Raw genomic sequence first — 14,395 nt, 5'->3', positions numbered from 1 at the left:
GGGCCGGGAGGGTGGATGGTGTCACCGGACCACGATCGATCGAGGATATCGCGATGACCCCCGACCAGATGATCGCCTTTGTCGAAGAGCTGTATGCGCTGACCGGTGCCGGTGAATGGGAGGCCGCCGCCGCGCGGCTGAGCGACGATTTCGTCGCGATCGAGGCGGACGGATTGCCGATGGCGGGGCGCTATGAGGGGCGCAATGGTTTGAAAGAGCTGTTCCTCAAGGTGATGGACATGATGGACGTGGTCGCGATGGAGCGCGTGGAGACGACCGCAGGCCGCGACCATGCCGTCACGATCCTGTCGCTGCGCTTCGCCGACCCTGCGCTGGCACCGGCGGAAATCTGTGAAGTCTTCCGCTTTCGCGACGGCAAATGTTGCGAGATCAAGCCGTTTTACTTCGACCCGGCACCCGTGATCGCGGCCGTCGCCGCGAAGCGCGCTGAGCGCTCCATAGCGTAGCGCCCATCGTCCTTATTTTGCGCGTCAGGGTCGCCGGGCCTGGCGGATCGCCTCGGCCAGCTCTGCCTCGCGAAACGGTTTGGTCAGCCGCGGAAGATCGGCCGAAATCCCTTCAACCTCGGCGTAACCGGACACGATCAGTACCGGGATATGCGGCCAGCGTTCGCGGATGACGAACGCCAGATCGGCCCCCGACATGCCTGGCATCAAGTGATCGGTGACGACCAGATCGAACGGCTCACCGCCCGCCAGCCGCTGTTCTGCCTCTGCCGCGGCGCTGACCTCAACCGTCTCATAGCCGAGATTTTCCAGCATGTCGGCGGTTGCCATGCGCACCACCGGCTCGTCATCGACCAGCAGCGCCCGGCCCCGCATCACGGGCATGGCGCTGCCCTGCGCGATTTCGATGGGGGATGCGGCGAGGTCGGGCGCGGCGCTGATCGGGAGGACGAGATCGATCCGCGTACCGAGCCCAACCTCACTGGAGATGTGCATCGATCCGCCAAGCTGTGAGGCGAGGCCATGCACCATCGACAGGCCAAGGCCCGTGCCCTTGCCGATCCCCTTGGTCGAATAAAACGGTTCGACCGCGCGGCGCAGCGTCTCCTCGTCCATGCCGGTGCCCGTATCGATCACCGACAGTGTTACGAAGCCGGGATCGATCGAGGTCTCGTCGGGCGATGCGATTCCGGCGCTGGCCGCGATCGTAATCGTTCCGCCGTCGGGCATGGCGTCGCGGGCGTTGACGCAGAGATTGAGGATCGCCATTTCCAACTGGTTGGCATCGGCCAGCGCGGGCGGAAGGCCCTCGGCCAGATCGAGCCGAACCCGGATATGCGGCCCCGACGTGCTGTCCACCAAATCCGACATGCCCCGCACGAGTTCGCCGAGATCGACTGCGCCGGATTGCAACGGTTGCCGCCGCGCAAAGGCGAGCAAGCGTTGCACCAACGTCTTGGCGCGTTCGGCCGATTGCAGAGCCCCCTCGACCAGCCGCGTTTCGCGATCGGTTAGCGATGCCTTGCGGTGGATGAGGTCGAGGCTGCCCATGATCGGCGTCAGCAGATTGTTGAAGTCGTGCGCGACGCCGCCCGTCAACTGGCCCATCGCCTCCATTTTCTGCGACTGGCGGAGCGCTTCCTGCGCGGCCTCCAGCTCGGCCTTAGCGCGCAGGCGGGCGCTGATGTCGCGCGCGTGGTGGAACGCGCCGATTACCCGGCCCTCGGGGTCGCGGAGCGGCGAATAGAGGATTTCCCAGCGCGGCGCGTCGATCTTGGGGTCGCCAAACGCTTCTTCGACGGTGAAGCATTCGCCCGTCAGCGCGCGCGTCATTTGGTCCTTCATTTTCGCGCGCTGTTCGGGAACGAACAGTTCGTAAAAGACATCGCCAAGCTTGGTGTAGAACCCGTTGACGCGGAAGAACTCGTCATTGTGCGCCTTGTTGAAGGCGATCAGCCGATAGTCCTGGTCGAAAGCGCAGATGGAGGTTGCATCGGATTGGATGATGTTTTCGTGCAGGAGCAGTGCCTGCGTGCGCTCCACCACCGTCGCTTCAAGCGTGGCGTTGAGCCGCGCCAGCGCATCGCGGTCGCGGCGGCGCTCGGTAATGTCCTGCACGATGCCGACCATGCGGAGCGCCGCGCCGCTATCGTCGCATTCAAGCTCCGCCCGGCGCTCGAGCCAGCGAAGCTCGCCCGTATCGGCCCGGCGGACGCGATATTCGACGTTGAGGTCTGCCCGCTCCGATGGTCGCGTCGTGGCCTTGGCGATGATCGCGGCGTCTTCGGGCACGACCAGATCGTCGATCATCGCCGCCGGAATACTGGGCAGCGGCTGCAAGCCGAAGAGTTTGAAAAATTCTGCGGTTCCCGTCAGCGTGCCCGTGCCGAGGTCGATGGCGAACAGGCCGACTTGTCCCGCCTCTTGCGCGCGCTGCAAGCTGCGCTGGGATTCCTCCAGCGCCATGTCGGCCTGGCGCTTCGCTTCGGTTTGCAGCACCGTCGCGGTGGTTTCGTTGGTCAGGCACAAGACCCCGGCAACCGATCCGTCATCCCCGAAAACGGGCGCGTAGGAGAAGGTCCACCACGTTTCTTCCGGGGTGCCCCAACGCGCCATGGGCACGGGCATGTCGATCATCTTGCTCGATCGGCCGGCCAGCGCGGCCTCGAACATCGGCTCGATTGAGGGGTAGGCGTCGGCCCAGAGCTGGTCGAACCGCGCGCCCATCGCCGTGTCGAGGCGCGGGCCGAGGATTGGGGCATAGGCATCGTTGAAGAAAAACGTCTGATGCGGCCCCCACACCATATACATCGATTCCGGCGAGCCCAGCAGATAAGCGAGCCAGGCGTTGAGCGTGATCGGCCATTGCGCGCGCGGGCCGAGCGGATGCGTATCCCAATCTACCGCAGCAATACGGGCCGCGGCAGTGTCGATGGCGTCCTCCACAGGTTTTTGCTCGTCCGCGCGCTCCAACGTCATACCCTGCGTCTGAAGGAATACAGCGGTCGTGGCTGCCCCATGCCGGTTATCGCCGGGCAGGGGTGGAATGCAATCGCGGACTTTGCAAGCACGTGCGTGCCGGTGCCGCGCGTTGGGGGGCGCGGGGTGGCCCCGTGCCGGGGCCGATCGCGCTTCCGCGACGATCTCTGGGGGAGGGGTTATATCGTTTGCTACCTCAGGCGGCAGCGCTGCCAAGCTCCCCGCGTTCAAACATGTGGGACCACGTACGCCGCCACGAAAGCGGCGTGTCGCCGACCATGCGCCGGAACAGGCGGGTGAGATGCGCCTGGTCGGTGAGCCCGCAGGTGCAGGCGATGTGGCTCAACGAGTCCTTGGTCGTCAGCATCAGGGTTTGCGCACGCCGAATGCGGCGGCGGATCAGGAATGCGTGCGGGGTCTCCCCCACGGTAACCTTGAACGCACGGCAAAAATGGCCGGTGCTCAGCCGCACGACCCCGGCCAGGCCGTCCAGCACGATCGTATCGCCCAGGCGTTCCTCGACATAATCGCTCACCCGCTGCAACTGCCAGGGGGCCAGACCGCCCCGCGTCATGGTGCCGACGTTGGTTTCGTCGGGAAGGGCTGGAACCAACAGTTTCTCGATTGGCCGGTGGTTGCCATTGCCAAACACCAGCGCCAACCGGTCGAGATAGCGGCGCGCGGCGCAGGGATCATGCTCGATCGTGCGGCGTGCATGGTCGATCAGTTCGGCGGGATTCGACGACCACAGGCCGTCCGCGCAAACGCCGGAAGGATCAAGGCTTCTAGGATCGCGGAGCAGCATGGGGGCAGCGTACGGCGCTGCTGCGGGGGTGGTAATCCCTAAGGGGTATGTCGATTGCCCCCCTTTCGGGTGGCGGGTGCCCGGGGCCTGCCGCTACAGGTCGATCAGGCCGCGTTTGGCAGCGATCGTCACCGCGTGGGTACGGTCCGATGCGCCCAGTTTGGCGAAGATCGCTTTCATATGGGCCTTGATGGTGTCTTCGGATACGCCGAGTTTGGCCGCGATCTGCTTGTTGGAATTGCCGTGCGCGGCAAGCGACAGCACGCTGATTTCGCGTTCGCTCGGCGCATCGGCCACAAGATGCAGCGCGATGTCGGTGGCGACATCGGCGTCGAGGTGTTTGCCGCCGGCGTGCACCGACCGGATTGCCTGAAGCAGTTCCTTGCGCAAGCTGGTCTTCAGCAAATAGCCGGCCGCTCCCGCACGCAACGCGCGCAGCGCATGGGCGTCCCCCGCATAGGTGGTCAGCACGATGATGCGGGCCTTGGGCGAGCGTTCGCGGATCGCGGCGATTGCCTGGTCGCCGCTCAGATCGGGCATTTGCAGGTCCATCAACACGATGTCCGGCAGCAATTCGCGGTACCGGATAATCGCATCGGTCCCGCTATCGGCCTCGCCCACCACCTGCATGTCGGCTTGCGTCTCGACCACCGCACGCACGCCCTCGCGCAGGAACGGATGGTCGTCGACGACGAGGATGCGGATCGGCGAGGAGGGCGACAGACAAACGGTTCCGGTGTGAAAAAGCGCGGGTATGATCGGCGCTCTCGTCTCTTTGTTCAAGAGGCTCGCCCCGGCGGCATCTCGCGCGCCAGATCGGCATAAGCGCGAGCGAAGGCGGCATGGGTCGCGGTGAGGTGCGCGGCCCCGGTGCAGAAGATCCACAGCTTGAGATCGAACCGGCGCGGATACGCGTCGAGCGCTGAAAGCAACCCTCTCAGCATCGCCATCGCCACTCCGGCGGCGTCGATCACAGCAATCCCGCTGTCGAGCAAGCTCGGTGCGAACGAGGCAGAGACCACACCGCGCCGCAGCGCTTCGTTGGTCGCCGCGCTCATCACCGTTTCCAGCATGGCGGGCGACCAGCTTTCGGGATCGCCCATGCCCACGAGCAGAATGGTGGAGGCCGCCACCGGCAAACGCGGCGTCGAAAGCGCGAGGATCTCGCCCGGTGCTGCGTTGAACACGCCATCGCCGCGTAACCGCATCACCGCGCCGCCAACCGCCTGGTCGAGATGGCGCAGCCCGCCCACCGCGCCGTCGGGCGACAGCTCGTGCGTGAACACACCCGCCGCCGCCAAATCGACCGCTGCGGTAACGGCGTCGTTCGGTGCCACGGCGATGCCAACCCCCGCCCATTCGCCGATCGGCATCGCGTCGTTCGAGGAGGTCGGTTCTTCCATATAGGAAACTCACGCGATCAGGGGGCGATGTGCAGGGGTGGGGCTACCGGTAAGCGACGGGGCCGGTGCGGCGGAGAATGGGTGCGCGACGGTCGAATAGCTTGTACAAAAATGCGGTGTTTTGGCGTTTTCGCGCGCGGTGCCGCTGCGCAAAGCAAAGGAAAATATTCGGTTTCTTCTGCGTGATGATGGCAAGGCGACAGGCGGCTGCGCTTTACGAAAGCGGGTTGCCGCCCGAGCGCCCCTGTAGGCGCGCGAGCCATGCTGCTGCGGTGTCGGTCGCCCTTTGGAGAACCGAGCGCGGCCGCGCATAGGCGATTCGCGCGGGAACGGTAATCCCGACTTCGGCACCGCCCCCGTCACGATTGGACAGCGTCAGCACAGCGGCGAGCTTTGCCGCGCGCTCGCGCATGCCGGGCAGGCCAAAATGACCCGGTTTCGCGCCTTGCTCAAGGATCCTGGCGCTAAAGCCGCGTCCGTTGTCGCGAACCGACATCCGCACGCTCCACCGCGTGAAATCGAGCGCAACGGTCGCGTGGGTCGCTTGCGCATGCCACAGCGTGTTGGTGAGGGCTTCGCGCGCAATCGCGGCCAATTCATCGATCACCGGATCGCACAGCGTGCGGGGCAGGCCCTGCTCGACAATCTCGATCGTAAGGCCGTCGCCAATCTGACCGGCAATGGCGTGCAGCGCCGATTGCAATGTCGTGCGGTTCTCCGGTCGCAAGTTGCGCACGCGGTCGCGCCCTTCCAGCAGGACGTCGTCGCCCCGCTCAAGCGCGGATTCGAGCATGTCGTGCGCGCGGCTGTCCGGTGCCAGAATGTTGCCGACCGCCTGGAAGCGCAGCATCATCGCTTGCATCCCCTGTAGCAGCGTATCGTGCAGTTCCCGTGCGATCCGTTCGCGCTCAGCAACCTGCGCTGCGATCAGGCGGCGCGTGCGCTCCTCGATCGCACGTTTGCGAATGCGGTACAGCCCGGCCAACATCATCCCTACGATGGCCGCGACCGCCACGCGGAACAGCCATGTCTGGTAAAAGGTCGGCGCTACCGTAAGCTCGATCGAGGCCCCGCGTGTGTTCCAGACCCCGTCGGCGTTGGCGGCGATCACTTGAAACGTCCAACGCCCCGGCGCGACATTGGTATAGGTCGCTTGTCGGCGCTGGCCTGGGTCGACCCAGGCCTCATCGACGCCCGACAAGCGATAGCGGAATTGCACGCGATCCGGATCGAGCAGGCTGAGCGCGGCATAATCGATCTGGATACGCCGCGTGCCAGCGGCGATGGCAAGATTGGGTGCGAGTGCGACCTCCCGTCCATCGGCGGAGACGGAGCGGATCAGCACGGGCGGCGCGGCTGGGTTGGGTTTCAGGCGGTTGGGGTCGATCCAGGCGATACCGTGGCTGGCGGCAAGCCAGATCCGCCCGTCGCCGCCGCGGAGGGCGGTCGAATAGCTCGCATCCTGCTGCGCCGCGCCGGGCACGCCGTCTGCCATCGTAAACAGGCGGTAGGCGAGCGGGCGACCGCTGGAAAGCGTGCGGGCGAGCGCCGCTTGCGTGGTCTGCACGACGCCGCGCAGTCCGCTGAGCCACACGATATCCCCCGCGCCACGGGCGATGCCGGTGATGCCGACCAGGACGGGAAAGCGATCCGAGGTCAGGCTTTCAAACCGATCGCCACGACCGATGGCGAGGCCGCTATCGCCACCGACCAGCACCGCGCCCTGCTCCGTTTCGCCTGGCACGACGATGTTGATCCTGCCGACATCGACCCCGCGCGAAATCGGTGTGCACACGCCGCGCGCGCACCCGATCAAACGATCATCGGCGTAGAACCACCGACCGACCGCTCCGGTGAAGGGAATTTCGAGCTTGCGGTCGAGTGTCGGCACACCCGTGATGCGGAGCATCCGCCATCCCCCATGGACGGGTTGCAGCACGCCTTGCCCGCGCACGGCGATGGTCGGGGTGCCGTCCTTATCCCGCGACCATGTCGCCATCCTGCCGGGCAGCGCGGGCAGACCGAGCGGGACCAGCCGGTCGCGTTGCAAAACGAAGAGATGGCCGCGTTGTTCGACAATCAACCGATTGCCGTCGGCGGCGATCGCGGCCGGAGGGGAGGCGAGGTGCAGCACCGCAGATAGCGAGCCATCGCGGGCGGCGCGTGTCAGCGTCTGCGTCCGGGTCACGACATAGATCGTGCCATCCGCCAGCACCGTCTGCAGATAGGCCTTGTAAGGGGAGGGGCCAAAGGCGTCGGCCCGGACCACGCGCGCGCGTCGAAAGCGGTCCAGCCCCAAATTGGTGCCGACCCAGATCGCCCCCTCGCGATCCTCGAACACCGGGACGGCGGCGTTGGCGCTCAGGCCCTGCCGGTCTTCCCACTGCTCGACACGGGCGGTGGTGCCATCGGCCGGAGGCAGCAGACGGCTGACACCGCCTTTGCCGCCTGTCCACCAGAGCGTCCCCTGGCGATCGATCAGCGCGCGTTTGATCTCGGGCGTGCCGCCCGGCAGCCAGAAGGCGGGCAGCCCTAGCGACGTCTCTTGGTAGACTGTCTGGCCCGCGCGTGGCACGCCGGTGTGGAGGATGGCGATGCCGCCGCTCCGCGTTCCGACCAGACGATCCCCCGGTTGCGCCCATGCGACGGGCGTTAGCGCGGTGTCTCCGGGGCGCAGGCGCAGGATCTGCCGTTCGGTGCTGGCCCAGACCGTGCCGTCGCGCGCCGCGATCAGGCTGCCAAGCTTGCCCGGAACGACCCGGCTGTCATTGGGAATCCAGCGCCAATGCGCGCCGTCGAAGCGCGCAAGATGCCGTGGACCGCGCCAAAAGCCTGCCCACACGGTTCCATCGGGGCCACGGGTAAAGCGATCGACCGAATCATTGGCAGCACCGAAGCCGGTCAGCGTCCCGTTGCGCAAGCGCGCGATATGGCCGTCATAGGAGCCAAGCCAGAGATCGCCATCGTCGGTTGCCAGCAAGGCGGTGATGTTGCGGCTCGGCAGCTTGCCGATGCGGGGACGAATTTCCTCGAAGCGGATCCCGTCGAAGCGATAGAGTCCGCCGCCAGTGCCTAACCACAGGAAGCCGTCTGTCGTCTGGGCGATCGCCCAGATATCGGGTGGCGCGCCGTCCTCGATCGTCCAGTTGCTGTGATGGAATTGTTCGGGCGCACGGCTTGACCCCTGCGCGCAGACCGGTCGGGGCAAGGAGAGCAGAAGAGCGAAAAGCGCCCCGAGCAGAAGGGCGCGGGCGCAACCGCTCATGCGCACGGGGGTGCTGTTCGGGCCGCAATGTCTGTCACGAAGCGTGCGATGCCCGATCCGCCGCACGCTCGCAATATGCGCGGGCGGGAACACGGGGAGGCGATCGTCGATCGTCTCCCCGTGCGATCAAACCGCCGCGTTCAGGCGCGCACGAAGGCGAGCAGATCGGGGTTGATGACATCGGCATGCGTGGTCAGCATCCCGTGCGGATAGCCCTCATAGATTTTCAGCGTGCCGTTCTGCAGCAGCTTGACCTGCAGCAGCGCGGCATCGGTGTAGGGCACGATTTGGTCGTCATCGCCCTGCAGCACCAGTGTGGGCACGGAGATCGCCTTCAGATCTTCGGTCTGATCGGTTTCGGAGAAGGCCTTGATGCCGTCATAGTGCGCCTGTGCGCTGCCCATCATGCCCTGGCGCCACCAATTGTCGATGACGGCGGGGATCGTCGTCTCGTGGTCGCGGTTGAAGCCATAGAAGGGGCCGGCCGCAACATCGCGGAAGAATGCCGCGCGGTTCGCCGCGAGCGCGCCGCGGAAGCTGTCGAACACCTCGATCGGCGTGCCACCGGGATTGGCTTCGGTCTTCAGCATCAGGGGCGGGATGGCGGCGACCAGCACCGCCTTGGCCACACGGCCCTGCGGCTCGCCGAACTTCGCGACATAGCGCGCCACTTCACCGCCGCCGGTTGAATGGCCGATATGCACCGCATTTTTGAGGTCGAGATGCTCGGCGACGGCAGAGGCGTCGGCGGCATAATGGTCCATGTCGTGGTTGCCGACCGCTTGCTCCGACCGGCCATGGCCGCGACGATCGTGCGCGACGACACGGTAGCCATTGGCCAGGAAGAACAGCATCTGCGCGTCCCAATCATCCGACGACAGCGGCCAGCCGTGGTGGAACACGATCGGCTGAGCATCCTTGGGGCCCCAGTCCTTATAATAGATCTGGATGCCGTCTGCGCTCGTTACATAGGCCATGATAGTCTCCGTTGGTTAGGCGAGACGGTGGCGGTTCGGGAGGTTGCCACCATGCTGCGCCGGGGAAAAGCGATCGGCCGGTGCCGCTACGCGCGGTCTATTGCGCGCTGGCTGGGGTGGTGGGGACGGGGGTCCATTGCCACTCCTGCGCGGCCTTGCTGAGCGTACCGATGCCCGGGAAGTGCAGATGCGCCCCGGCGACCAGATAGTGGCGCTTCGCCGCATCGGCCATGATCGTGGCGCGCGATCGGGAGGCTTCGGCCTGCGACAGGTCGAACTTGATCGTCACCGCAGGGTCCTTCAACTGCACCACCGCCACGTGCATCACGTCGCCCCAGATGAGCAGCGTCTTGCCGGCGCTCTCGACACGGTAGCCGGTATGGCCCGCCGTGTGCCCGGGCAGCGACACCGCCGTTACGCCGGGCGCAATCGTCTCGCCTGGCTTGAACGGCTTGACCCGGCCTGCCGCGCTATAGGGTGCGAGCGAGGCGGCCGCCGCGTCGAAGGATGATTGGACCGAGGCATCGACCTTGGTGAGGTTGGCCTTGTCTAGCCAGAAGTCGTGTTCCGGTTGCGCCATGCGGATCGTCGCGTTGGGAAACACGCGCGCGCCGCCGACCGAGAGCCCACCGACATGGTCGGGATGCAGATGCGTGATCAGCACCTCGTCAATATCCTCGGGCTTGTAGCCCGCTGCCTTCAACGCGGTGATCGCGCGCCCGAGCGTCGGGCCGAAATAGCTGCCACTGCCGCTATCGACGAGAATGCGGCGCGACCCCGTGTCGATCAGATAGGCGTTGACCGAGGTAGGTTCGAGGGTGGGCGCATTCGCCGCCGCCAGGATTGCCTTCACTTCGCCGGGCGTCCGCTCGACCAGCAATTGGTCGGTCGGCAGCGAGAAGATGCCGTCCGACAGTGCGACGATCGTGAAGCTGCCGAGCTTCATCTTGTAGAAATCCGCTGGAGCAGCGGCCGCGGTGGGGGCGGCGTTCTGCGCATAAGCGACTGGCGCGACGGCCAGACTGGCGATCACTGCGGCAGATTTTAAAAAGCGAACGGTCATGGCGTTTCATCCGACTTGCTTGATCCGGCCTTTGGATCACCGACTCAGATTATAAGATCGGCGTCGGTATGCCCATCCTCAAGACGCGCATCCCGGGATGGATCAGCGTGCCGCAGCGGTTGCCGCGACGGCATCCAGGATCACGGCGGCGACGGCATCGGGCATCGACAGCAGCGAGAGATGGCTGGCCTTCACTTCGGTGGTCTTTGCGTTCAGAGCCGCGGCAGTCTCCCGCTCCAGATCGATGCTGACGACACGGTCCTCGGTCGAGACGATGTACCAATTGGGGCGCGTTTCCCATGCCGCCTGCGTGATCTTGTCGCCAAAGGTGCTGGCGGCGAGCGGCGGTTGCAGGATCGCGAGCGTGCGCGCTTCCTCCTCCGGCAAATCCTGCCCGACATCGTTCACCCAGCCTTCTGCGCTAAGCTTCAGGAAGCCGGTGCCGTCATCGGTGATATGCGCCAGCGCCGGGGGATTCGGGTGCGCCTGGACCTGTTCGCCAACGGTCTGCCCGGCCTTGGGCGCGAACGCCGCGACATAGACCAGCGCCTTAACCTTGGGATCGTTGCCCGCTTCGGTGATAACGGCACCGCCCCAGCTATGGCCGACCAGCACGACCGGCCCGTCGATCGCGTTCAGCGCGCGGCGCGTTGCCGCCACGTCGTCGGCCAGCGAGGTCGTCGGGTTCTGTACCGCGACGACGGGAATGCCCTTGCGCGTCAGCAGCGGGATAACACGCTGCCAACTCGATCCATCGGCCCACGCGCCGTGAACGAGGACGACAGTCGGGCTTTGCGGGGCAGTGGCGGTCATGGCGCGGACTCCTGACGAAAACGGTCCGCGCCTCATGCGCGCAAAGTCCGCGCGCATATTGGCGATTCCCAACATCATTTGCCGCTTCGTGCCCGATCGGGTCGGGGCGCTTATCTGCGGGGTGCCGTTGCCGCCGCCGCTTCTGCGATCCCGGCGTAGAGTTGGTCGAGATCGGCGTCGTCGATGCAATATGGCGGCATCACGTACACGGTGGTGCCGAGCGGGCGCAGCAGCAGGTCGTTTTCCCGGAAATGCGCAAGCAGGGCGGGTGCGCGCTGCGAGAGATAGCCCGCACCCGGCTCATCCGCGAGATCGATCGCGGCGATGGTGCCGAGCGCGCGCGGGTTGGTGAAGCCGGGCAAGGCCGCAAGGCGGTCGAGCCGAACTCGCTGCCGCGCGGCGAGCGCGGCGATGCGGTCGCGCACGGGTTCCTCGCGCCAGATCGCCAAATTGGCATTGGCGGCGGCGCAGGCGATCGGGTTGGCGGTGTAGCTCGACGAATGGAAGAACATCCGCGCGCGGTCGGTCGAGAGATGCGCGTCGTAGATGGCCTCGCTCGCCATCGTCACCGCGAGCGGCACGGCACCGCCGGTCAGGCCCTTGGACAGGCAGAGGATGTCGGGCGCGACACCAGCTTGCTCGCACGCCAGCAGCGTGCCGGTGCGGCCCCAGCCGGTCATCACTTCATCCGCAATGAACAGCACGTCGTGGCGCGCGCAGATCGCGCGCATCTCGGCCAGCACCCAGGCGGGGTAGAACAGCATTCCGCCTGCGCCGAGCACCAAGGGTTCGACGATGAAGGCGGCGGGGGCGGCGCGGCAGGCGGCCTCCAGCGCATCGAGCGTGGCTTGCTCGCGGCCCGGGGCGGGGTAGGGGATGGTGCCGACGTCGAACAGCAAAGGCGTATAAGGCGCGTTGAACACGCCGCGCGCGCCGACCGACATCGCCCCGATCGTGTCGCCATGATAGCTATGCTCCATCACCAGAATGCGGTGGCGCGGCGCGCCGCGATTGGCCCAGAAGCCGAGCGCCATCTTCAGCGCCACCTCGACACTGGTCGAGCCCGAATCCGAGAAGAAGATACGGGTGAGCGCGGGCGGCATGATCTCCAGCAACCCGCGTGCGAGCGTTTCGGCGGGTTCGTGGGTCCAGCCGGCAAAGATGATCTGGTCGAGCTTGCCCGCTTGCTCGGCAATCGCGGCCATGATGCGCGGGTGGCAATGGCCGTGCGTCGTCACCCACCAGGAGGAGATGCCATCGATGATGCGGCGACCGTCCTCGGTGAACAGGGCCGCGCCTTCGCCGTGGGTGACGAGCGGGATCGGCTCGCAAAGGCCGTGCTGGGTGAAGGGGTGCCAGATCGGGGAGGTGCTCATTGGAAGTCGCCCACGTTGAAATGGGCGGCAAACGCCGCCGCCAGCGTGTCGGCATTGAGCGGATCGAGCCGGGGCAAGCGGCCCAGCCGCTTCACGCGCCCCAGATGCGCGATCGTCGCTTCGGTGTCGGCATTTTCGTCGCCGACAAAGGCGATGCCGAGAACGGGCACGCCGCGCTGGCGCAGCGCCTCGATCGACAACAGGCTGTGGTTGATCGTGCCGAGCGCGGTGCGCGCGACCAGCACCACCGGGCAGCCCCAGCGCGCGAACAGATCGGCAAACACAAGCTCGCGCGTCACCGGCACCAGCACGCCGCCGGCACCCTCCACCACCAGCGGGCCATTCACCTCGGGCGGGGTCAGCCGCAGCGGGTCGATCGTCACGCCGTCAATTTCGGCGGCGCGGTGCGGCGAGCACGGGGTGGCGAGGCGATAGGCCTCGGGCAGGATGTGCGACGCGGGCACGCCCGAAAGCGTGGCGACGCTGTCGCGGTCGGCGCTGGGGTCCAGCCCGGCCTGCACCGGCTTCCAATAGTGCGCGTTCAGCGCGCCCGTGAGCGCGGCGGCGAACACGGTCTTGCCGACATCGGTGTCGGTGCCGGTGATGACGATTGTTTCGGGGTCCATTCAAGCCAACTCCAACAGCGTCTCCGCCAGCGCGGCAATCTCCGCTTCGCCGACATTGAGGGTGAGCGACACGCGCAGCCGCGCGGTGCCGGGCGGCACCGTCGGCGGGCGGATGCCGCGAATATCGAAACCGGCGGCCTGCAGCGCCGCCGCCAGGCGCATGGTGGGGGCGTCCTCGCCAATCACCAGCGGCAGGATCTGCGATCCGGTCGGGGTGACGCCGCAGGGGCCTAGCGTGCGCTCGGCAAAGGCGATGAGCGCGGTTAGCCGCTCGCGGCGCTCGGGTTCATCGGCGAGAAGGCGCAGGCTTTCGCGCACCGCGCTGGCCATCAGCGGCGAGGGTGCGGTCGAGAAGATGAAGGCGCGCCCGCGATTGACCAGAAAATCGCGCATCGTGCGCGGGCCGCAGAGCAAGGCGCCCTCGCAGCCCAAGGCCTTGCCGCACGTGCGCAAGGTGATGACGTTTTCCGCCCCTTCCAGATCGGCGGCGAACCCGCGTCCGCCCGGTCCGAACACGCCGGTTGCGTGCGCCTCATCGATCAGCAGCATCGCTTCGTGTCGCGCCGCGACCGTTGCCAGATCGGCGAGCGGGGCGCGGTCACCATCCATGCTGTACAGGCTTTCGACCGCGATCCACGCGCGGCCAGTGCCGCCGCGCCGCCGCCAGTCGGCAATCGCCTGATCGAGGGCGCCCGCGTCATTATGCGGTGTCGCCACGCTTTCGGCGCGGGCGAGGCGCATGCCTTCATGCGCGCTGGCGTGGATCAGCGCATCGTACACGATCAGATCGCCGCGCTGCGGCAGCGTGGATAGCAAGGCGGCATTGGCGGCATAGCCGCTGGAGAAGAACAGCGCGGATTCACTGCGGAAAAAGGCGGCGGCTTCGGCTTCGAGCGCTTCATGTTCGGGATCATTGCCGCGCAGCAGCCGCGACCCGCCCGACCCGATCGCCACCCCGCGCGCCAGCGCCGCCGCCACCGCGTCGCGGAGGCGCTGCGCGCGGGCAAGGCCGAGATAGTCGTTGGAGGAAAAATCCAGCCCGGTGCGCGGTTGCAGGCGGCGGAGCCGAGCGGCGGAGTCGAGCGCCTTCAGGTCGTTCAGATGCGTTTCGAGGAGAGTCAT

At 66.5% G+C, this 14,395-nt stretch carries 12 protein-coding genes; 1 reads left to right on the top strand and 11 read right to left on the bottom strand.

What is annotated here, in order from left to right; translation table 11 throughout:
* Positions 1–53 precede the first annotated feature (53 nt).
* Positions 54–467: a nuclear transport factor 2 family protein gene (locus tag H4W01_RS11750; RefSeq protein ID WP_209611128.1), complete on the top strand. Its 414-nt coding sequence runs from the start codon at positions 54–56 to the stop codon at positions 465–467.
* Positions 468–491: 24 nt separating this feature from the next.
* Here H4W01_RS11750 and H4W01_RS11745 read toward each other — a convergent pair whose 3' ends face one another.
* The 11 genes from H4W01_RS11745 to H4W01_RS11695 form a co-directional block, all read right to left on the bottom strand.
* Positions 492–2,945: a PAS domain-containing protein gene (locus H4W01_RS11745; protein WP_209611127.1), complete on the bottom strand. Its 2,454-nt coding sequence runs from the start codon at positions 2,943–2,945 to the stop codon at positions 492–494.
* 196 nt (positions 2,946–3,141) lie between these two features.
* Positions 3,142–3,750 (bottom strand): helix-turn-helix domain-containing protein, encoded by a 609-nt coding sequence (locus H4W01_RS11740; protein ID WP_209611126.1) that lies wholly within the window; start codon positions 3,748–3,750, stop codon positions 3,142–3,144.
* Positions 3,751–3,843: 93 nt separating this feature from the next.
* Positions 3,844–4,473 (bottom strand): response regulator transcription factor, encoded by a 630-nt coding sequence (locus H4W01_RS11735; RefSeq protein ID WP_029622444.1) that lies wholly within the window; start codon positions 4,471–4,473, stop codon positions 3,844–3,846.
* Between the two features lie 56 nt (positions 4,474–4,529).
* A complete protein-coding gene (locus H4W01_RS11730; RefSeq protein WP_209611125.1) occupies positions 4,530–5,153 on the bottom strand; it encodes a M17 family peptidase N-terminal domain-containing protein in 624 nt (207 codons plus the stop codon).
* A gap of 214 nt (positions 5,154–5,367) precedes the next feature.
* Entirely contained in the window at positions 5,368–8,418 is a 3,051-nt protein-coding gene (locus tag H4W01_RS11725) for a sensor histidine kinase (protein WP_209611124.1), read from the bottom strand.
* 140 nt (positions 8,419–8,558) lie between these two features.
* A complete protein-coding gene (locus H4W01_RS11720; RefSeq protein ID WP_209611123.1) occupies positions 8,559–9,395 on the bottom strand; it encodes an alpha/beta fold hydrolase in 837 nt (278 codons plus the stop codon).
* A 97-nt stretch (positions 9,396–9,492) separates the two neighbouring features.
* Complete coding sequence (locus H4W01_RS11715; RefSeq protein ID WP_209611122.1) at positions 9,493–10,458, bottom strand: MBL fold metallo-hydrolase; 966 nt, start codon at positions 10,456–10,458, stop codon at positions 9,493–9,495.
* A gap of 102 nt (positions 10,459–10,560) precedes the next feature.
* A complete protein-coding gene (locus tag H4W01_RS11710; RefSeq protein ID WP_209611121.1) occupies positions 10,561–11,271 on the bottom strand; it encodes an alpha/beta fold hydrolase in 711 nt (236 codons plus the stop codon).
* A gap of 110 nt (positions 11,272–11,381) precedes the next feature.
* On the bottom strand, positions 11,382–12,647 hold the full coding sequence (locus H4W01_RS11705; protein ID WP_209611120.1) for an adenosylmethionine--8-amino-7-oxononanoate transaminase: 1,266 nt from the start codon (positions 12,645–12,647) through the stop codon (positions 11,382–11,384).
* Positions 12,644–13,273, bottom strand: a complete 630-nt coding sequence (gene bioD / locus H4W01_RS11700; protein ID WP_209611119.1) for a dethiobiotin synthase — start codon at positions 13,271–13,273, stop codon at positions 12,644–12,646. The genes H4W01_RS11705 and bioD overlap by 4 nt, the downstream gene beginning before the upstream one ends.
* Entirely contained in the window at positions 13,274–14,395 is a 1,122-nt protein-coding gene (locus tag H4W01_RS11695) for an 8-amino-7-oxononanoate synthase (protein ID WP_209611118.1), read from the bottom strand.

Source organism: Sphingomonas sp. PL20, assembly GCF_017875905.1.
Lineage (GTDB): Bacteria > Pseudomonadota > Alphaproteobacteria > Sphingomonadales > Sphingomonadaceae > Sphingomonas > Sphingomonas echinoides.
The sequence above is the reverse complement of the archived record's forward strand: the minus strand, read 5'-3'. Positions and strand labels throughout refer to the sequence as shown.